This is a genomic window from Pseudomonas sp. 9.3L (genome assembly GCF_058536285.1).
Map to the genome: position 1 here is coordinate 2,050,887 of NZ_JBZUBK010000001.1, position 18,916 is coordinate 2,069,802.

Consider the following 18,916-nt stretch of genomic DNA (forward strand, 5'->3'; position numbering starts at 1 on the left):
AATAACCATAAAAAGGCATTCACATGGCCGGACTCGACAAGCGGGTATACAGCTATCAAGAGGCCCTTGAAGGCCTTACCGACAACATGACGGTATTGGCCGGCGGCTTCGGCCTGTGCGGTATTCCCGAAAACCTCATTGCGCATATCAGGCACCTTGGTGTGCGCGGCTTGACCGTGGTGTCTAACAATTGCGGCATCGACGGCTTCGGCCTGGGGATGCTGCTCGAAGACCGCCAGATCCGTAAAATGATTGCGTCCTATGTGGGCGAGAACGCGCTATTCGAGCGGCAGTTGCTCAGCGGTGAGCTGGAAGTAGAGCTCACCCCCCAGGGCACATTGGCAGAGAAAATGCGGGCCGGCGGCGCCGGCATTCCGGCCTTCTACACCGCCACCGGGTACGGTACACCCATTGCTGACGGCAAAGAGGTGCGCGAATTCAACGGTCGCCCTTACATCCTTGAAGAAGCCATCACCGGAGACTTTGCCATCGTCAAAGGCTGGAAAGCCGACCACTTTGGCAATGTGGTGTACCGCCATACCGCCCAGAACTTCAACCCCCTGGCCGCAACGGCAGGGCGTATTACAGTGGTGGAAGTGGAGGAGATCGTCGAGCCCGGCATGCTTGAACCCAGCCAGATCCATACCCCCGGCATTTTCGTGGACCGGGTGATCCAGGGCAGTTTTGAAAAACGTATCGAAAAACGCACCCTGAAGGCCTGAGCGCCGCCACTTGGAGAGTCTGAACATGGCTTTGACCCGTGAACAAATGGCCCAGCGCGTCGCCCAGGAGCTGCAGGACGGTTTTTACGTAAACCTCGGCATCGGCATCCCCACGCTGGTGGCCAACTATGTACCTGCTGGCATGGACGTCATGCTCCAGTCCGAGAACGGCCTGCTGGGGATGGGTGAATTCCCGACCGAGGCCACTCTGGACGCCGACATGATCAATGCGGGCAAGCAGACCGTGACCGCCCGCACAGGCGCGTCGATTTTTGACTCGGCGACGTCCTTCGCGATGATTCGCGGGGGGCATGTGGACCTCACGGTACTGGGCGCATTCGAGGTGGACGTCGAGGGCAATATCGCGTCGTGGATGATCCCAGGCAAGCTGGTCAAGGGCATGGGTGGTGCGATGGACCTGGTAGCCGGCGCTGACAACATCATCGTGACCATGACCCATGCATCCAAGGACGGTGAGTCTAAGTTGCTGCCCCGGTGCAGCCTGCCCCTGACGGGTGCCGGCTGCATCCGCAAAGTATTGACAGACCTCGCCTGGCTGGAAATCGAAGACGGCGCCTTCGTGTTGCGCGAGCGCGCGCCGGGTGTGAGTGTGGAGGAGATCGTTGCCAAGACTGCTGGGCGTCTGCTTGTGCCAGACCACGTGCCGGAAATGACCTTCTAGGCTTTTAGCCAAGCAGCCGCAACCGCCCCGGCTCTGCCTTCATTGATGCTCACGCGTCACTGAAGGCAAGGCCGGGGCGGCTGTGGTTTACCCATAATGACAATAAGAGGTTGCGTATATGCCCCTTGCACTTGAAGACAGCCGCTTCGCCCGATTCGCGTTGCGCTGTTCACACTTCGCCGAACGATGGTTCCCCGACTCCTACGTATTTGCCGCGCTGGCGGTGGTGGTGGTTGCCCTGGCAGCGCTGTCTATCGGCGGCGCCCCCATGGCAACCGCGGCAGCGTTCGGTGACGGATTCTGGAGCCTCATTCCGTTCACCATGCAAATGGCCTTTGTGGTCATTGGCGGCTATGTAGTGGCCAGCTCACCGCCTGCGGTGCGCTTGATCGAAGGCCTGGCCCAGGTGCCCCGCAACGGCCGCTCGGCCGTCGCGTGGGTGGCCTTGATTTCCATGGTGGCGTCCTTGCTCAACTGGGGGCTCTCGCTGGTGTTCGGGGGCTTATTGGTACGGGCGCTGGCCCGCCGGGAAGACCTGCGCATGGATTACCGCGCTGCGGGCGCTGCTGCCTATTTAGGGCTGGGTGCGGTGTGGGCGCTGGGGTTGTCGTCGTCTGCCGCGCAGTTGCAGGCGAACCCAGCTAGCCTACCGCCCTCTATTCTGGCGATTACCGGGGTCATCCCGTTCACCCAAACCATCTTCCTTTGGCAGTCCGGGGCACTCTTGCTAGTGCTGGTGGGCGTGTCGCTGATCGTCGCCTATGCCACCGCACCGGGGGCTGCTACGGCCAAGGATGCGCGTGCTTGCGGCGTGGACCCTAGTTTCAGCCTGCCAACACTGCCCAAACGGCAACGCCCTGGGGAGTGGTTGGAATACAGTCCAGTGCTGACCCTTATCCTGGTGGCCTTGGCAGGGGTGTGGCTGGCGCGCGAGTTCGCAAGCAAGCCGGCGATCACCGCTATTTCCGGGCTTAACACCTATAACTTCCTGTTCATCATGCTCGGCGCGCTACTGCATTGGCGGCCCCGTAGCTTTCTCGACGCGGTAGCCAGGGCAGTGCCGACCACTACGGGGGTGCTGATTCAGTTTCCGCTATACGGGTCTATTGCCGCGATCATGACCACCGTCAAAGGGGGAGAGGGGCAAACGGTGGCTCACCATATTTCGACCTTCTTCGTTCAGATCGCAAGCCACGACACCTATGCGGTGCTCATGGGCGTCTATTCAGCCGTGCTGGGTTTTTTCATTCCGTCCGGGGGCGGCAAGTGGATCATCGAGGCACCTTACGTCATGCAGGTGGCAAACGATTTAAAGGTCCACTTGGGCTGGGCGGTGCAGATTTACAACGCGGCCGAAGCGCTGCCTAACTTGATCAACCCGTTCTATATGCTGCCATTACTCGGCGTGCTTGGCCTCAAGGCCCGCGAGCTGATTGGGTTTTCCTTCGTGCAGTTGCTGGTTCACGCACCACTTGTGCTGGTACTGCTGTGGGCCCTGGGCAGTACGTTGGCGTACACCCCGCCTGTTATCCCTTGAGGTGCGATAAAAACGACTACCCCCGCACATGGCGGGGGTAGTGATAAACCAGATGCACTGAGCCGGGGACTAGCCCCCGTCGGTGTCGATGTCGGCATCTTTGGGCTTGCTGGATGACGTATTGTCTTCCTTAGGCTCAAAGTCTGGGCTGAATTCGTTTCCTTCGGGCGTATCACTGCCCTCGCTGGCGTTTCCAGAATCAGAGGCGTTGGAAGGTGCAGTCTGCGCGCCGTCCTCTCCCTGAACTTCCGGTGGCAGCTGCCCTTCGGGATCGATCCCGTAGTCATTGCGCGGCCCCGGTGCGTCAGGCGTGCGAGGATCTTGTTCATTAGGTGCACGGGTGGTCATGAGGTGCCTCCCTTATTTAGTGCCGCCGGCGCCGCTGCCTTCAGAACCTGTACCGCCCATACCGGTTTTGCCGTTGATTGGCCGGGTATCAGCTGGTTTAGGCGCGCCTGGGTTTATGCCATCCGGTTTTGTGGGCATGGTCTCCATGTTGCCGTCGCCAGTCCCTTTCGGCATGGTCCCGGTACCGCTACCCATATCACCGCCATTTTCGGTTGGCAGTGCCTTGGAGGTGGAGGGGTGGGTGGTGCCAGTGCTTGAATCGGCCATGGCGAAAGCGCTGCCTGCAGTCAGTGCAGCAGCAAGCATCAATGTAGTCAGGCGTTTATTAGTCATGTTCGTCTCCAGCGGTATGAAAGACACATGACTTAGGGTGGGCACAAGCAGGCAAAGTGCTAGCGGGGCGACGAGCGGTCGTTAGCCGCAGCAGGTGGGGTGTATAGCGCCACGGCCGCGTTGCACGGCCGTGGCGCAGAGTGGCTTACACCACCATCGACAGCAGCATGATCAAGATGATACCCACCACTGAGAGCAGGGTTTCCATCATGCTCCAGGTCTTGAAGGTTTCTTCCACGGTCATGTTGAAGTACTGCTTCACCAGCCAGAAGCCGGCGTCGTTCACGTGAGACAGAATCACTGACCCGGCGCCGGTGGCCAACACCAACAGCTCACGGTTCACGTCAGGGATCAAGGTCACCACCGGTGCCACAATGCCTGCACCGGTGATGGTGGCCACGGTGGCGGAGCCTGTGGCCACACGGATCACCGCCGCCACTAACCAGGCCAGCAACAGCGGGTTGATCTGAGCATGCACTGCCATTTGGCCGATGACGTTACCGACACCGGTGTCGACCAGCATCTGCTTGAAGCCACCACCAGCACCCACGATCAGAATAATCGCCGCCGTGGGGGCAAGGCTTTGATCCAGCAGCTTCATGACCTGCTGACGCGAGAAGCCACGGGCGAAACCAAAGGTGTAGAAAGCGAGCAACAAGGCGGCGAGGAGGGCGGTGATCGGGTGGCCGATCAAGTCCATCCAAACGCGAATCACATGATCTGCCGGCAGCGTCACGTCCGCGAAGGTTTTGAGCAGCATCAGGAACACCGGCAACAGCACCGTTACCAAAGTGATTGCAAAGCTGGGCAGCTCACGGGCACTGGCCTCCTTGGCAATCTGGTCCATCAGCTCCTGCGAAGGGTTGCCGGGCACGTACTTGGAAATAAACGCACCAAACAAAGGGCCTGCGATCATGGCCGTAGGCAGGCCCACCAACAGGCCGTAGAAGATGGTCTTGCCGATATCTGCACCAAATACACCGATGGCCAACAGCGGCCCTGGATGCGGCGGTACCAGCCCATGGACCACGGACAGCCCGGCCAGCAGCGGTATGCCGATTTTAACCAGCGATACCCCAGAACGCCGCGCCACGATGAACACCAGCGGGATCAGCAGCACGAAGCCGATTTCGAAGAACAGCGGGATGCCCACCAGGAACGCCGAGAACATCATGGCCCAGTGTACGTAGCGCACCCCGAACCAGCGGATCAGGGTCTGGGCGATCTGGTCGGCCCCGCCTGAATCTGCCATCAGCTTGCCCAGCATCGTGCCCAGGCCCAGCACGATACCGACAAAGCCCAGCACGCCACCGAAGCCATCCTGGAACGACTTCATGACTTTGGCGACCGGCATGCCCGAGGTCAGGCCTAAAAAGCCTGCAGCCAGGGTAAGGGCCACGAACGGGTGAACCTTGAGCTTGGTGATCAACAGGATCAGCCCAACGATGGTCACCAGCGCATCCATTAGCAAGAACGTATCAAGGGGCATACCGAACATGGTTCAAGGCCTCGTATTGTGATTATTAAGGGCACAGAAGGGGTCGCCAGCAGCGGCGTCAGCATTGTCGGTGCTGGCAGGCGTGAGCCCGGCCGCACCGTTATCACGCAACCAGCCGTCCACACGCTTGGCCAGTTGATCGATAGGTTCGGCAGCGTCCACGGTCAGCGTGTTGGCTTCGCCAGTGGGGGATTCCAGGGTTGCGAACTGGCTATCGATCAAGCTCGCTGGCATGAAGTGCCCCGGCCGATGTGCAACGCGGTACGCTGCTTCTTCGCGCGTTAGCTCCAGGAACACAAAGCCTAGTTCAGGAACGGCAGCGCGCAGGGTGTCTCGGTAGCGCTGCTTGAGGGCTGAACAAGTCAGAACAGGGCGCTCGCCGTTGGCTACCCGCGCAGCCATTTCTTCACCCAAACGTTGCAACCAACCCGCACGGTCTGCATCGTCCAGTGGAATGCCAGCGCTCATTTTTTCAATATTGGCGGCGGGGTGGAACGTATCGCCTTCGATCAGGCGGCCGCCGCTGCATTCAACGATAGCCGCACCGACACTGCTTTTGCCGCAGCCGGACACGCCCATCACTACCAGCGCGCTGAGGGGGGAAACCATCGGTACCTCCAGCGGAGTAGCGCTGTCCTGGCGCACGTAGGCCGTTGCGTCAAGGCTACCCCATGTTGTTGTTTGTATAGCTGAAGCACAGTGAGGGCTTCAGCGACGGGCGATGCCAGGGTAATGCATTGCTCGTGGCCTGAGACAGCGCTACCTTAGTCAAATTCCTACATTTGGCAAGTGTAAATTCATACACTGCGCCTCCCTTTGCCCTTCAGGAAACCCCTCTCCATGGCTCGCTCTGGAACACGTACCACTGGCCGCCCAACCCTTGACGAGGTTGCCCGCCTGGCCAACGTGTCCCCTATCACCGCGTCCAGGGCGCTGCGCGGTGTTAGCACCGTCGCGCCCGAGTTGGCCGAGCGGGTACACCAGGCCGCGGCCAACCTCGGCTACGTAGCCAACCCTGCGGCCAGGGCGCTGGCATCTGCGCGCAGTCAGTCGGTGGTAGTGCTGGTGCCGTCCCTGTCGAACCATTTGTTCATCGATACCCTGGAAGCCATTCACGAGGTGCTCCGGCCCAGGGGCATGGAAGTGCTGATCGGCAACTTCCATTACGACGAACACGAAGAGCAAACCCTCATTCGCAATTATCTGGCCTACCAGCCGTGCGGCCTGTTGCTTACAGGTGTGCAGCGGCCTGATAGCACTCGGCGGCTGCTGGCAGCCTCTGGTGTGCCGTGCGTGCATATGATGGAACTGAGCAAGGACGACAGCCTAACGTGCGTGGGGTTTTCCCAAGAGGCTGCCGGTGCGGCGGCGGCTCAGCATTTGCTAGGCAGCGGGCGCACCCGGCTGGCCTATGTGGGGGCTCAGTTGGACCCTCGGGTACTGCGACGCGCCGAGGGCTTTCGCCGCACCGTGACGGCCGCCAGGCTGGCATCGCCGCCCATGGAGCTGCTGTGCCCCCAAGCCTCCTCGATTGGCCTGGGGGGCGAGTTGTTCCGCCAGTTGCTGGAGCGCGACCCGTCCCTGGACGGGGTGTTTTTCTGCAACGACGACCTTGCGCAGGGTGCAATTTTCGAGGCACAGCGTTTAGGCGTGAACATTCCGCAACAGGTTGCCATGGTGGGCTTCAACGATTTGCCTGCCTCGGCGCACATGGTTCCACGGCTGACGTCTATTCGCACGCCAAGGGCGGAGATAGGGCGTCAGGCGGCGCTGTTGCTGCTGGAAAATCTGGCGGGAAACCCCGCGTCCACAGGCTCTCGTGACCTAGGGTTTGAGCTGATCGTACGCGAAAGCTGACGACCGGTTAACGGAAGCGCAGCGAATGAAGTGAACTCCTCTTAGGGTAATTGCGTCCTCAATAAGGTACGGCGGTGCGACTTCACGGCTCTGCAGGTACGCATCAACAGCCCACTTCCTAAAGGAGCGACACGATGAATACACCTAACCCGTCACCGACGCCAAAAGGCGCGGACGTTGCGCAGGAACACCTCCACACGTTAGGCAGTGATGCCAGTGCCGCTGTCAGCGACTTGAAAGAGCAGGGTACTCAGCAGTTCGAGCAGTACCGTGACAAAGCCGCCGACCAGCTGGAAGGGTTAGTGGAAGGCGCGCAGTCTATGGCCGCGTCTATGGAAGGTCATGACACCCTCGGCCTCGCTCAAGGCATCTCCGACATGGCCTCAAGCCTGGGTGAGTTTGCTGACCGTATGCGCAACAAGAGCGCAGAAGAGCTGCTGCAGGAAGGTGCACGGCTTGCCAAAGAGAACCCCATGCTGTTCTTGGCAGGCACTGCTGCCGTCGGGTTTGCGTTGTCTCGTTTCCTGAAGGCCTCGGCAGGTGCATCCACTACCGGCGCCCATACCGATAACGGGTTGGGTGCCATGGCCCCGACGCCTGCCGAAGCCTACGGTGCCAATGGCCCATTCGAGACCTCGGTTGCCCCGCGCAGTGGCCTGGTCAGCGACACGCTAGTACCTCGTCATGAGGCCGCAGTTAACCCAATGCCGGCCAGCGACCCTTTGGGTGCACCTGCGGCCTACCCTACGGTTGACCCGGTTAAGGACCCCATCCTGGGTGATTCGTCGAACAAAGGAGGCCTGGTATGACCTTGGATACTCAACCCACACAACCTACTGCATCAACGGCGCAGCCACGCCCCGCTGGCACAGTGCAAACGCCTGAGGGCGATGCCAGCATGATCGGCCTGTTGCGGCAGCTGACCCATGAAGTGCCAGCCTTGTTCAGCAAGGAATTGGCCTTGGCGAAGGCTGAGATAGAGCAAAGCGTCACCACTCTGAAAGCGGGCGTCGCAGCAGTAGCAGGCGGTGCGATCGTGCTGCTGGCCGGGTTTATCGTGTTGCTGATGTCTGCGGTGTATGGCCTCAGCACGGTGATGCAGCCCTGGCTTGCTGCCCTGATCGTTGGCGGTATCGTGGTGATCATCGGTTTTGTAATGGTGCAGAGCGGCAAGAAGCAGTTCGAGCCTTCTCACTTTCGCCCCGACCGTACCATCAATGCCTTGGATAAAGATCAGCAAGCCCTGCGGAGCAAATTGCCATGAATTCGTCTATCACCGCTCAGTCTCATAAAAGCCCTGAAACCCTGGAACATGAAATAGACGAGCAGCGCGCCAGCATCAGCAATCTGGTTGACGCGCTGGAAAGCAAGTTCACACCGGGGCAGCTGTTTGACCAGGCCTTGGCCTATACCAAAGGCAATGGCAACGAGTTCTTCCAGAACCTGGGTACCACAGTCAAGAACAACCCTGTACCCACCGTATTGGCGTCACTGAGCCTGGCATGGCTGGCGATGAACCAGAACCGGCCCATTGCCCCGCGTCGGCCCCATGAAGGCCCTGGCCTGATGGAGCGTGCAGCAGCGGCCGTGGGCAAGGTAGGGGATGTGGTCGATAGCGCTAAAGCCCAACTGCATGGCGCGGTAGACAGCGTCACTGCTCGCACTTCGGCGGTCAAAGACAGCGTGACAGGCCAGGCGTCCTCACTGAAGAACAGCGCCAGTGCGCTGCACGGCCAGGCCAGCGATCATCTCAGCCACACCAGTGATAGCCTTAACCGCACCGCTCATGATGTGACCCACCAGGCCAAGCAGGCCGGCAGCCAACTGAAGGGTCAGTTCGATTACCTGCTCAAAGAGCAGCCACTGGTACTGGCCGCTGTAGGCCTCGCTTTGGGCGCTGCCTTTGGTGCAGCCTTGCCGACCACGCGCCATGAAAACCGCCTGATGGGCAAAACCAGTGACAGTTTGACCGGGCAGGTAAAGGCCAAGGCGCAGGACGTCAAGGATGCCGTGACCAGCGAAGTAAAATCGGCTGCTCATGACGTCAAACAAGAGGCCAAGGCGGCTACTGCACCTAAAGACACACAGGCGCAGACGCCGGGCACTACGGCCCAGTACAAGGGTGAGCACAGCAGCAAGACGGACACGTCTAACACCAAAGGCGGCGACACTGACCTGTCGCAGGGGCTGGGCATCAAGCCCTGACCGCTGACCGTCTTTTACCCTCAAAGCCCGGTGCGTTTGCACTGGGCTTTTTTATGGGCTCAAGAATGTGTGGGGTCAGGCGATAACCGTAGGTTGAGCGGGGCTGGAGCGTTAAAGAGTCGTTGCGTCAATAAAATGTCGCTGCTTAATCCATACAGCGTTCCAGCCTTGCATTACGCCAATTTTTATACCAGTCTGCGCGCGTGCTGTTTCAGGCGGAGCCTGGAGCGAACAAATGAACTCGGATCAACAGTGGTGGCGGAATGAAATCGCCTTCTGATGGTCTGAGCCACGGTTTCCCCACTTGGTATGGTTTCAATGCGCCTGACACTCGATCCTCGCAATGACATTGACGCAGCACTGTTGAGGTATCGGAAGGTATTTTGGTCACTTGCGGTCTTCAGCGGGGTCATCAACTTGCTGGTGCTGGTTCCGTCTTTGTACATGATGCAGGTGTACGACCGAGTGCTGACCAGCCGCAATGAAACCACGCTGCTGATGCTCACCCTGATCGCACTGGGTCTGTTCGCCCTGAGCGGCGCCATTGAGTGGCTGCGTGGCCAGGTGATGATCCGCATGAGCGCTGGGATCGACGAGGGGCTGGCCCAGCGTTTGTTTGACGCCGCCTTCACCCGCAGCCTGCGCAAGCAGGACAGCAACCCGGCGCAGGTATTTGGCGACCTTACCCAGGTACGTCAATTCATCACAGGGCAGGGCCTGCTGGCCATGCTGGATGCCCCGTGGCTACCCGTATTCATGGTCATTGCCTTTTTGTTTCACCCCTGGTTCGGGGTGCTGTCGCTGGTCATCGCGGTCACGCTGGTAGGGCTGGCACTGTGGGGTGAGCTGTCGACCCGGCCAAGTCTGGGCCAGGCTAATGCGCTGTCCATGAAAGCCAACCTGTACGTGAACAGCACGCTGCACAATGCTGAAGTGATCCAAGCCCTTGGCATGTTGCCCGCGCTGCGCAAGCGCTGGGGCTGGTTGCAGCAGGGCATGATTGCCTCCCAGGCCGTGGCCAGTGACCATGGCGCGCGGATTACCGCCATGACCCGTTTCGTGCGCATTGCTGCCCAGAGCCTGTCCCTTGGGTTAGGTGCGCTGCTGGTGCTGGAAGGGCAGATTTCTGGCGGCATGATGATCGCCATGTCGTTGCTGTTAGGGCGCGCCCTGGCACCGGTGGAAATTGCCATCGGCTCGTGGAAGCAGTTCGTAGGCGCCCGTCAAAGCTACCATCGGCTTAGCCAGCTATTGCTTGAAGAGCCTGCAGCGGTGACGCCGATGGCGTTGCCGCCGCCTACTGGTGCGCTCAAGGTCGAACGCTTGCAAGTAGCCGCACCGGGGTCGCAAGAGCCTATCGTGCGCGGCGTGGACTTCGAACTGGCCAGAGGCGAAATTCTGGCGGTGATTGGCCCAAGCGCATCGGGCAAGTCTTCCTTGGCGCGGGCGCTGGTCGGCGTGTGGCCCACGCTTGAAGGCTCGGTTCGCCTGGACGGTGCGCCCTTGGACCAGTGGGCCCCCGAAGCATTAGGGCCCTACCTGGGTTACCTGCCACAGGACATCGAGCTGTTCGATGGCAGCGTGGCGGAAAACATCGCACGCTTTGGCGCGCTGGATTCTGAGCCGATCATTCAGGCGGCCCGTTATGCCGGTATTCACGAGATGGTCCTGCGCTTCCCTCAAGGCTACGACACGGTGCTGGGTGCTGGTGGGCAGGGGTTGTCCGGTGGCCAGAAGCAACGCATCGGGCTGGCACGGGCGGTGTTCGGGCACCCGGCGCTGATCGTGCTGGACGAACCTAACTCCAACCTGGATGAAGCAGGTGAGCAGGCACTGGTGCATGCCCTGCGCGCACTCAAAGCCGCCGGCAGTACGGTAATCATGATCACTCACAGGCCAAGCGTACTGGGCGTGGTAGACAAAATTCTGGTACTCAACGAAGGGCGCCAGCAACTGTTTGGCACCCGCGATCAGGTCCTCAAGGCGGTGTTGCCACACGCCAATCGTCCTGCCCAGGGCCAGGCCCAGCCTCCCGTGCCAGCGCCCACCCCTGGCCCAGCGGCCCCCACCAAAGAGGCACGTAACGATGCGTGATGTCACTGCTCGACGCCCGCTTGCGCCGGTGGGCCCTGTCAATAACGAAAGCGCTAACGCCGATGCGGCCAGCACCGCCCGCAAAGGCATGTTGTTTTTAGCGATCGCGTTCGGCGGCTTCCTGCTATGGGCGTTCCTGGCACCCCTGGACCAAGGCATGGTCGGGCAAGGCACAGTGGTGGTCGTGGGTGAACGCAAGACCGTGCAGCCTCTGGTGGGCGGAGTGGTCGAGAAGATACTGGTGAGCGAGGGTGACCTGGTCAGCCAGGGCCAGTTGCTGGTGCAGCTTAATACCGTACAGGCGCAGGCCCAACTGGATGTGACCCTGGGCAAGCTGCTTACCGCCCGTGCCACTGAAGCCCGGCTTACCGCCGAACGCCTTCGCCAAGACACCATCGAGTGGCCACAGGATTTATTGGCACACGCCGATGACCCCCGGGCAAAGGCGGCCATGGCGCTGCAACAAAACCTCTTCCTTACCCGTAAGGCCGAGCTGGCCAGCCGTCAGGGCATCGTTGATCACGAAGTGGCTTCGCTAAATCAGCAATTGCGCGCCTACCGCCAGGTCAAGGGCAACTACGACGCACAGATGGGCTTCCAGCAGCAGGAGCTGAGCGGCCTACGTGATCTCGCCCAAGATGGCTACGTGCCACGCGCCAAGCTGTTCGAGGCAGAGCGCAATACCGCTCAGCTCTCTGGCCAGATTGCATCGTCCATCGGTGACATTGGCAAGACCGAGCAGTCCATCAACGAAAGCAAACTCAAGGGCATGCAGCAGGAGCAAGAGTTCCGCCGTGATGCCGAAAGCCAGCTCAGTGACGTAGCCGCCGAGGCCAGTGGTTACGCCGACCAGATCAGGGGCTTGCGCTTCGAGGTGGAAAACGGCGCGCTGCACGCCCCGGTGGCCGGGGAGGTGATGAACCTTACCGTGCACACCATTGGCGGGGTAGCCACGGCCGGCCAGGCACTGATGGAAGTGGTACCGGTAGACACGCCCTTGGGCATTACCGCGCGCTTCCCGCCGATGCTCGCCAACAAGCTGCGCCCCGGCCTGCCGGTGCAGGTGCACTTCACGGCATTACAGCGCGTTGACACCCCTACGGTGACCGGAACGGTCGCGACCGTCTCGGCGGACCAACTGCTCGACGAGCAAACGCACCAGCCGTACTTCTCGGCCAAAGTCCAGTTGCCCCCGGATACCCTGCCAACGCTTAAAGAGGCAGGCTTGCCTATCAAGCCCGGTATGCTGGCGGACGTGACCGTGGTGACCGGCGAACGCACCCTGGTCAACTATCTGATGAAACCCTTGCGCGAGCGTTTGCTTGCAGCCTTCAAGGAAGAATAAATGAGTACCCGCTGGTTCCCGCTCGCGCTCCTGTGCCTGGCCATACAGGTGCAGGCCCAGCCTCGGCCTGAGCCTCAGGCGCAGGCTGCCTCCCCCCTGCAAGGTGTACCGCAGGCCCCTTCTGCTGATAGGGGCCGACTGGGCCTGTTGGCACTGTACGATGCCTCCCGCCTGAATGACCCGGTCATCCGCTCGGCTGATTTCAGCCATAAGGCCGCGCAGAACGAAGAGGCCATTGGCCGCGGCGGCCTCTTGCCGCAACTGTCGTTAAGCTCGCGCTATGGTAAGGGTGGCCGCACGGACGGCGGCACCGATGCCAGCTACGTGGACAGCGACGACTATCAATCCAATACCTTGTCGCTGGTTGCCCAGCAACCCATCTATGACAAGGGGCGTTGGGCGGCTTATCAGGGCGCAAAGGCCCGCGGCCAGCTGGGCGAGGTGCAGTATGAGGTGGCCAATCAAGCGCTGTTCGACCGTGTAGCCAAGGCCTATTTCGCCGTAGCCCGTGTCGAAAACGAGCTCAAGTTGATTTCCCAGCAGAAGGCCGCCATCGGTGGCCTGGTGGAGCAAAGCCAGCGGCTGTTCGACAAGGGGCAGGGTGCCATAACGGACGTGGACGAGGCGCGGGCCCGTTATGACCTAGTAGAAGCGCAGGAGGCCGAGAACCAGGCCCAGCGCGTGGCAGCGTTGCGCACGCTCTCTGGCAGGGGCAGCCTGCCGCTGCTTGAAATCCAGGCCATGCGGGAGCTACCGCCAGACACCAGCCCGCTGGCTGCTCAATATGACCTTCCTTACTGGACGGCCCTGGCCCGCGACGCGAGCCCTGAGCTGGCGGCACGCCTGGCCCAGGTGCGAGTGGCCGAAACCCAGGCAGAAGCGGAGCGCGCCGGGCATTACCCAACGCTGTCCCTTACCACGCAGCTGACCCGCCGGGATAACAGCCAGTACCAAGAGCTTTCACCGCGCCAGGACAGCTACTACGTGGGCTTGAACCTGGACATCCCGCTGTATCGCGGAGGCGCTACCAATGCGTCGGTGCGCCGAGCCACGGCCGCCCTGGCCGGCGCCGAAGCGGACGCCGATGCCCAACGGCAACAGTTGACCGAGGACGTTGAAACCGCGTACGCCGGCGTAGTGGCAGGCTATGCCAAGTGCCGCGCGACCCAGCGTGCGGTGGAGTCCAACCAGCGTGCGCTGGTGTCTACCGAAAAAGGTTTTCAGGGCGGAGTGCGGTCAACCGTAGACATTCTGGATGCGCAACAGCGGTTGTTCGAGGCACGGCGGGACTTACTTAATGCCAAGCTGGACATGCTCCAAAGCTACGTAACCCTGCATGTGCACACTGGTCAGATGGACAGGGCAGTGCTAGCGCAGGTTGAAAGCCTGTTCTAGCCTCTGCCTCAGGACACCGCCTGCATGAACATCGGCCAGTCGATGTTGCGGCCGCAAAGCACGATAGCGATGCGCTTGCCGCGCAGGGTATGGGCTAGTTTCAGGGCACCGGCCAGGGAAACGCCCGTCGCGCCTTCGACGATCCATTGTTCGTCTATGGCCACCCCCCGCAAGGCCTGGCGGATTTCTTCCTCGCTCACCAGTACCCGGCGATCCAGGAGCCGCTGGCACAGGCTGAAGGTGATCGAGCCGGGCATCAGGGCCCCTGCCGTGCTGTAGGCGAGCGTATCCTGCTCGTCCATGGGCAAGATCCGGCCGGCCTCTAGGGACTGATGCATGGCTGCGGCACGCTCGGCCGAACAGCCAATAATCTCTGCACCAGGGTTGAGCCGAGACAACGCCGTGCCCAGGCCGCAAACAAGGCCACCGCCCCCTACGGACGCGAACACGGCATCGAGGTCTGGCTGTTGTTCATTCATTTCCACCCCAACCGTGCCTTGCCCGGCTATTACGTCCAGGTCGTTATAGGGGGAAACGTACGTCAGCCCGCGCCGAGAAGCCTCGTGGGCAGCGGCCAGCTCCGCTTCGAGCGCGCTACCTGCCACCTGTACCACCGTGGCCCCCAGCGCCCGCATGGCCTCTACCTTGTAGGGCGATATGCGGGCGGGCGTGTAAAGGGTAATAGGCACCTTGGCCAACCGGCCGGCCAGTGCCATGGCCTGCCCATGGTTACCTGAGCTGGCCGCATAAACGCCCTTGGTTCGATTATCAGCGGATAACAGGCGTAGCTTGTTATAAGCGCCCCGGTACTTGAAGGAGCCACTGTGCTGCTGGTGCTCGCACTTGAGGTACACCTCGCACCCCATGGCAGCTGACAACCGCTCGCTATAGGTAAGCGGGGTCACCACCACCGCAGGCCGAATGGCCGAGTGTGCGGCGATAATCCCCCAATACAGCTTATCCAGCACCGCGTCCGTGCCCTCTACGGCTTGATTCATGTGTGCTCCATGGCGGGTGAGCTGCGTACCGTACAGCCTTGCTGAGTGTAGTGGCTGACTGCGGCTCTGTAAGGTATTCGACAAGCCGCCGAACGGAACGCTCAGTCAAGATGATGCGTCGAAGCACTGCACACACTGATGAATAGGAGGCCACCGTGGCCGATGAACAAGTACCAACCCAGCTGCCGCACGATTACGACGAATACGGCAATGAGCCGCAACAAGACGAAGAGGGCGGCGACACCCAGGCACCTAAGCCTGATGAAGCCCTCACAAACCCTGCATGAGCCGAGGGGACGTGCTCAGAACGCAAATGACTCGCCGGGTCTAGGTGCAGGCAGCCGTATTTCGGCGTTGCGCAGTGGCCCGCCTCCCTGCGTGGCTGGCGGCTGAGGGGCTGAAGGCTCAGCAGCGGCGCCTATCGCGACCTGTGCTTTATGCCTGCGTGATGCTGCCCATGGGGTCTTAGATGGTGCGCTGGGCCATTGGTGATCCGCTCCACCCCGTGCGGCTTCTTGATAGCCAGCGCGCTATTGGTCACAGCGTGGGTAGGCCACCTTGCCGCCGGCGTCGCGAAGGCAGTGTATTTCGGGGACGGCCCTTGTACGCACCCGCTCAGCAATAGGGCAGCTAAGGTCGCGGTCTGGCGTTGTGCGCTGAACTTGCACAGCCTGCTGGTGTATCGGATGCGTGGACAGGCTTCAACAGCTTCAAAGCAGAAAAAACGCATACCTGTAGGACAACCTCGCCCGTTAAAACATGAAAAATGGCTGGCTCAGGGAAAAAAATCTGTCGTCCACTCTAGCCGACTGTGTACTTGTACGATAACGTAGCACTCCATGCCGCCCTCGAAGGCGGTAGCCCGAATAAAGATAAAAAGTGGGGAGTGGACTGCATGCACGCCAGCAAGAAAACGCATGTGCGTTATTTGATTTTGTTCCTGTTATTTGTGGTTACGACCATCAACTATGCGGATCGCGCGACGATTTCTATCGCAGGTTCCAGCATCCAAAAAGACTTAGGCATCGATCCACTCACCTTGGGCTTTATCTTCTCGGCCTTCGGCTGGGCGTATGTAGCAGGGCAGATTCCCGGCGGCTGGCTGCTAGACCGGTTCGGCTCCAAGAAGATCTACGCCCTGAGCATTTTTACGTGGTCAGTGTTCACGATCCTGCAAGGGTTCGTAGGGTTCATGCCCGTTGCAACCGCCGTCATGGCCTTGTTTACCCTGCGTTTTATGGTGGGCTTTGCAGAGGCGCCGTCTTTCCCAGGCAATGCGCGCATCGTAGCGGCCTGGTTCCCCACCGCTGAACGCGGCACCGCCTCGGCCATCTTCAACTCCGCCCAATACTTCGCCACCGTGCTGTTCGCCCCGCTGATGGGCTGGATCGTTCACGCCTGGGGCTGGGAGCATGTGTTTGTCGTCATGGGCGGCTTGGGTGTGGTCTTCGTGGCGGTCTGGCTCAAGTTCGTGCACAACCCAGGACAACACCCCATGATCGGGGAGGCCGAGTACCGGCTGATCGCCGACAACGGCGGCCTGGTGGACATGGATCAGGCGGGCAAGAAGCAGGCAGGGCCTCAATGGGGCTACGTGCGCCAGTTACTGACCAGCCGCATGATGCTGGGTATCTACCTGGGTCAGTACTGCATCAACGGCATCACCTATTTCTTCCTCACCTGGTTCCCGGTGTACCTGGTGCAAGAGCGGGGCATGACCATCCTCAAAGCCGGCTTCGTGGCCTCGCTGCCCGCGATCTGCGGGTTCATTGGTGGGGTACTGGGCGGGGTGATCTCCGACTGGCTGCTGCGCCGCGGGCATTCTCTGACCTTCGCCCGCAAGCTCCCAATCGTCTGTGGCTTGCTGCTGTCTACCACTATGGTGCTGTGTAACTACGTGCAGCTGGACTGGCTGGTGGTCAGCCTCATGGCCCTGGCGTTCTTCGGCAAAGGCGTAGGGGCGCTGGGCTGGGCGGTGATGTCCGACACTTCGCCAAAGCAAATCGCAGGCATCAGTGGCGGGCTGTTCAACATGTTCGGCAACATCGCCTCGATCACTACCCCTATCGTTATTGGTTACCTGATCTCGACCACTGGCTCCTTTAAATGGGCGCTGGTGTACGTTGGTGCCAACGCACTGGTCGCAGTGTTGAGTTACCTGGTCATCGTAGGTCCGATCCGTCGCGTGCAGTTGCGTGATACCAACGGCCAACCGTTGACTGAACCAGAACCTGTGAAAGCCTGAACATCATAAGGGGCCAACCCCATGCAGTTGATTGAACATTCCGATTCGCCGCGCTACGTGCGCCTACACGACGCTGACAATGTAGTGGTAGTGGTCAACGACCAAGGCGTGGCCGAGGGCAGCGTGTTTCCCGGCGGCCTGACCACGGTCGAGGGCATACCCCAAAGCCATAAGGTAGCCCTGGTGGAGATCGCTGAAGGGGGCGAGGTGCGCCGTTACGGGCAGGTGATTGGGTATGCGCTGGAGACCCTGCGCCAAGGCAGTTGGGTAAAAGAAAGCCAACTGGCCATGCCGTCGGCTCCGCCTCTGGACAGCCTGCCGATGTCGAACGCCGTGCCCGCGCCGCTGCCGCCCTTGGAGGGCTATACCTTCGAAGGTTATCGCAACGCCGATGGCACCGTGGGTACGCGTAACATTCTGGGCATCACCACCACGGTGCAGTGCGTGACCGGCGTGCTTGACCATGCTGTCAAGCGCATCCGTGACGAATTGTTGCCACGCTACCCCTACGTGGACGACGTGGTTGCGCTCACCCATAGCTATGGCTGCGGCGTTGCGATCAACGCCCGTGACGCCTACATCCCCATTCGTACCGTGCGCAACCTGGCGCGTAACCCCAACCTGGGGGGCGAGGCTCTGGTAATCGGCCTGGGTTGTGAAAAGCTTCAGGCCGAACAGGTGATGCACGAGGGCGACGCCTCGGTGGACCTGAGCGAACCCTGGCTGTACCGCCTGCAGGATTCCGGTCACGGGTTTGTAGAGATGATCGAGCAGATCATGGCATTGGCCGAGGCCCGCCTGGAAAAGCTCAATCGGCGGCGGCGCGAAACTGTACCTGCTGCTGAGTTGATCCTGGGCATGCAGTGCGGGGGCAGTGACGCGTTCTCCGGGATCACCGCAAACCCTGCATTGGGCTTTGCCTCTGACTTGCTGATTCGCGCGGGGGCGACGGTGATGTTTTCGGAAGTCACCGAAGTGCGTGACGCCATCTACATGCTCACCTCCAGGGCACAAGATCACAACGTGGCCCAGGCGTTAGTCCGGGAGATGGACTGGTATGACCGCTACCTTGATCAGGGTGCGGCCGACCGCAGCGCCAACACCACGCCGGGAAATAAAAAAGGCGGGCTGTCCAACATCGTAGAAAAGTCCCTCGGCTCAATCGTGAAGTCTGGCTCCTCTGCGATCAATGGGGTGCTGGGGCCTGGCGAGCGGATAAGCGGCAAGGGCTTGATCTATTGCGCCACGCCCGCCAGTGATTTTGTCTGCGGTACGCTGCAATTGGCGGCCGGCATGAACCTGCACGTGTTCACCACCGGCCGTGGCACCCCTTATGGCCTGGCCATGGCACCGGTGGTGAAAGTGTCCACGCGTACCGAACTGGCCGAGCGCTGGCCGGATCTGATCGACATCGACGCGGGGCGCATTGCCACGGGGCGTTCGTCTATCGAAACGTTGGGGTGGGAGCTGTTCCACTATTATCTGGACGTCGCCAGTGGCCGCCAGCGTACCTGGGCAGAGCAGCACCGTTTGCACAACGACATCGTGCTGTTCAACCCGGCGCCTATTACCTGAGCCCCGAGCCGAGCGCGCGAGGAACCTTCCTGGCGCGCGGCCGTCACCTTGCTTTTGTCCCACAGCGATTGCAAGGTGACGG

The 18,916-nt window shown here is 60.8% G+C and carries 17 protein-coding genes and 1 pseudogene; 13 read left to right on the top strand and 5 right to left on the bottom strand.

Annotated elements, in window-relative coordinates; translation table 11 throughout:
- Positions 1-23 precede the first annotated feature (23 nt).
- From AC4LE2_RS09400 to AC4LE2_RS09410, 3 genes are all read left to right on the top strand, one after another.
- Entirely contained in the window at positions 24-722 is a 699-nt protein-coding gene (locus tag AC4LE2_RS09400; protein WP_491825495.1) for a CoA transferase subunit A, read from the top strand.
- Positions 723-747: 25 nt separating this feature from the next.
- Positions 748-1,404 carry a CoA transferase subunit B gene (locus AC4LE2_RS09405; protein ID WP_491825496.1) on the top strand — a complete coding sequence of 219 codons (657 nt, stop codon included), beginning with the start codon at positions 748-750 and terminating at the stop codon, positions 1,402-1,404.
- Positions 1,405-1,522: 118 nt separating this feature from the next.
- Positions 1,523-2,941: a short-chain fatty acid transporter gene (locus AC4LE2_RS09410; protein ID WP_491825497.1), complete on the top strand. Its 1,419-nt coding sequence runs from the start codon at positions 1,523-1,525 to the stop codon at positions 2,939-2,941.
- Between the two features lie 69 nt (positions 2,942-3,010).
- On the opposite strand, the gene AC4LE2_RS09415 is transcribed toward AC4LE2_RS09410, so the two are convergent.
- The 4 genes and pseudogenes from AC4LE2_RS09415 to AC4LE2_RS09430 all read right to left on the bottom strand — a co-directional run.
- The gene (locus tag AC4LE2_RS09415; RefSeq protein WP_491825498.1) at positions 3,011-3,289 is read right to left on the bottom strand and encodes a hypothetical protein; all 279 of its coding nucleotides are present in this window, start codon (positions 3,287-3,289) and stop codon (positions 3,011-3,013) included.
- 12 nt (positions 3,290-3,301) lie between these two features.
- Positions 3,302-3,622: a hypothetical protein gene (locus tag AC4LE2_RS09420; RefSeq protein ID WP_491825499.1), complete on the bottom strand. Its 321-nt coding sequence runs from the start codon at positions 3,620-3,622 to the stop codon at positions 3,302-3,304.
- Between the two features lie 145 nt (positions 3,623-3,767).
- Positions 3,768-5,120, bottom strand: coding sequence for a GntP family permease (locus AC4LE2_RS09425; protein ID WP_491825500.1), 1,353 nt, complete (start codon positions 5,118-5,120; stop codon positions 3,768-3,770).
- 84 nt (positions 5,121-5,204) lie between these two features.
- A pseudogene (locus tag AC4LE2_RS09430) lies at positions 5,205-5,729 on the bottom strand (gluconokinase); the annotation flags it as partial.
- A gap of 231 nt (positions 5,730-5,960) precedes the next feature.
- Between AC4LE2_RS09430 and gntR the strand changes: the two are divergent.
- The 7 genes from gntR (at position 5,961) to AC4LE2_RS09465 (ending at position 14,016) form a co-directional block, all read left to right on the top strand.
- Complete coding sequence (gntR, locus tag AC4LE2_RS09435) at positions 5,961-6,977, top strand: HTH-type transcriptional regulator GntR (protein ID WP_491825501.1); 1,017 nt, start codon at positions 5,961-5,963, stop codon at positions 6,975-6,977.
- A gap of 134 nt (positions 6,978-7,111) precedes the next feature.
- Positions 7,112-7,786 carry a hypothetical protein gene (locus tag AC4LE2_RS09440; RefSeq protein WP_491825502.1) on the top strand — a complete coding sequence of 225 codons (675 nt, stop codon included), beginning with the start codon at positions 7,112-7,114 and terminating at the stop codon, positions 7,784-7,786.
- Positions 7,787-7,875: 89 nt separating this feature from the next.
- Complete coding sequence (locus AC4LE2_RS09445; RefSeq protein WP_491828102.1) at positions 7,876-8,241, top strand: phage holin family protein; 366 nt, start codon at positions 7,876-7,878, stop codon at positions 8,239-8,241.
- A complete protein-coding gene (locus AC4LE2_RS09450) occupies positions 8,238-9,182 on the top strand; it encodes a DUF3618 domain-containing protein (RefSeq protein ID WP_491825503.1) in 945 nt (314 codons plus the stop codon). The genes AC4LE2_RS09445 and AC4LE2_RS09450 overlap by 4 nt, the downstream gene beginning before the upstream one ends.
- 318 nt (positions 9,183-9,500) lie before the next feature.
- Positions 9,501-11,276, top strand: coding sequence for a type I secretion system permease/ATPase (locus AC4LE2_RS09455; protein WP_491825504.1), 1,776 nt, complete (start codon positions 9,501-9,503; stop codon positions 11,274-11,276).
- Positions 11,269-12,621, top strand: a complete 1,353-nt coding sequence (locus AC4LE2_RS09460) for an HlyD family type I secretion periplasmic adaptor subunit (RefSeq protein ID WP_491825505.1) — start codon at positions 11,269-11,271, stop codon at positions 12,619-12,621. The genes AC4LE2_RS09455 and AC4LE2_RS09460 overlap by 8 nt, the downstream gene beginning before the upstream one ends.
- Positions 12,622-14,016 carry a TolC family outer membrane protein gene (locus tag AC4LE2_RS09465; RefSeq protein WP_491825506.1) on the top strand — a complete coding sequence of 465 codons (1,395 nt, stop codon included), beginning with the start codon at positions 12,622-12,624 and terminating at the stop codon, positions 14,014-14,016.
- A gap of 8 nt (positions 14,017-14,024) precedes the next feature.
- On the opposite strand, the gene AC4LE2_RS09470 is transcribed toward AC4LE2_RS09465, so the two are convergent.
- Positions 14,025-15,014, bottom strand: coding sequence for a threonine/serine dehydratase (locus tag AC4LE2_RS09470; RefSeq protein WP_491825507.1), 990 nt, complete (start codon positions 15,012-15,014; stop codon positions 14,025-14,027).
- Positions 15,015-15,169: 155 nt separating this feature from the next.
- Here AC4LE2_RS09470 and AC4LE2_RS09475 point away from each other — a divergent pair, with 155 nt between their 5' ends.
- The 3 genes from AC4LE2_RS09475 (at position 15,170) to garD (ending at position 18,834) form a co-directional block, all read left to right on the top strand.
- Positions 15,170-15,301, top strand: coding sequence for a hypothetical protein (locus AC4LE2_RS09475; RefSeq protein WP_491825508.1), 132 nt, complete (start codon positions 15,170-15,172; stop codon positions 15,299-15,301).
- 608 nt (positions 15,302-15,909) lie between these two features.
- On the top strand, positions 15,910-17,259 hold the full coding sequence (locus tag AC4LE2_RS09480; protein ID WP_491825509.1) for an MFS transporter: 1,350 nt from the start codon (positions 15,910-15,912) through the stop codon (positions 17,257-17,259).
- A gap of 21 nt (positions 17,260-17,280) precedes the next feature.
- Positions 17,281-18,834 (top strand): galactarate dehydratase, encoded by a 1,554-nt coding sequence (gene garD, locus AC4LE2_RS09485; RefSeq protein WP_491825510.1) that lies wholly within the window; start codon positions 17,281-17,283, stop codon positions 18,832-18,834.
- The last annotated feature ends 82 nt before the right edge of the window (positions 18,835-18,916 follow it).

Coding starts and splice junctions, on each gene's coding strand:
- AC4LE2_RS09440 (WP_491825502.1), top strand. CDS start 7,112: ATGAATACACCTAACCCGTCACCGACGCCAAAAGGCGCGGACGTTGCG.
- AC4LE2_RS09405 (WP_491825496.1), top strand. CDS start 748: ATGGCTTTGACCCGTGAACAAATGGCCCAGCGCGTCGCCCAGGAGCTG.
- AC4LE2_RS09450 (WP_491825503.1), top strand. CDS start 8,238: ATGAATTCGTCTATCACCGCTCAGTCTCATAAAAGCCCTGAAACCCTG.
- garD (WP_491825510.1), top strand. CDS start 17,281: ATGCAGTTGATTGAACATTCCGATTCGCCGCGCTACGTGCGCCTACAC.
- AC4LE2_RS09420 (WP_491825499.1), bottom strand. CDS start 3,622: ATGACTAATAAACGCCTGACTACATTGATGCTTGCTGCTGCACTGACT.
- AC4LE2_RS09425 (WP_491825500.1), bottom strand. CDS start 5,120: ATGTTCGGTATGCCCCTTGATACGTTCTTGCTAATGGATGCGCTGGTG.
- AC4LE2_RS09460 (WP_491825505.1), top strand. CDS start 11,269: ATGCGTGATGTCACTGCTCGACGCCCGCTTGCGCCGGTGGGCCCTGTC.
- AC4LE2_RS09400 (WP_491825495.1), top strand. CDS start 24: ATGGCCGGACTCGACAAGCGGGTATACAGCTATCAAGAGGCCCTTGAA.
- AC4LE2_RS09415 (WP_491825498.1), bottom strand. CDS start 3,289: ATGACCACCCGTGCACCTAATGAACAAGATCCTCGCACGCCTGACGCA.
- AC4LE2_RS09465 (WP_491825506.1), top strand. CDS start 12,622: ATGAGTACCCGCTGGTTCCCGCTCGCGCTCCTGTGCCTGGCCATACAG.
- AC4LE2_RS09410 (WP_491825497.1), top strand. CDS start 1,523: ATGCCCCTTGCACTTGAAGACAGCCGCTTCGCCCGATTCGCGTTGCGC.
- AC4LE2_RS09455 (WP_491825504.1), top strand. CDS start 9,501: ATGCGCCTGACACTCGATCCTCGCAATGACATTGACGCAGCACTGTTG.
- AC4LE2_RS09445 (WP_491828102.1), top strand. CDS start 7,876: ATGATCGGCCTGTTGCGGCAGCTGACCCATGAAGTGCCAGCCTTGTTC.
- gntR (WP_491825501.1), top strand. CDS start 5,961: ATGGCTCGCTCTGGAACACGTACCACTGGCCGCCCAACCCTTGACGAG.
- AC4LE2_RS09480 (WP_491825509.1), top strand. CDS start 15,910: ATGCACGCCAGCAAGAAAACGCATGTGCGTTATTTGATTTTGTTCCTG.
- AC4LE2_RS09470 (WP_491825507.1), bottom strand. CDS start 15,014: ATGAATCAAGCCGTAGAGGGCACGGACGCGGTGCTGGATAAGCTGTAT.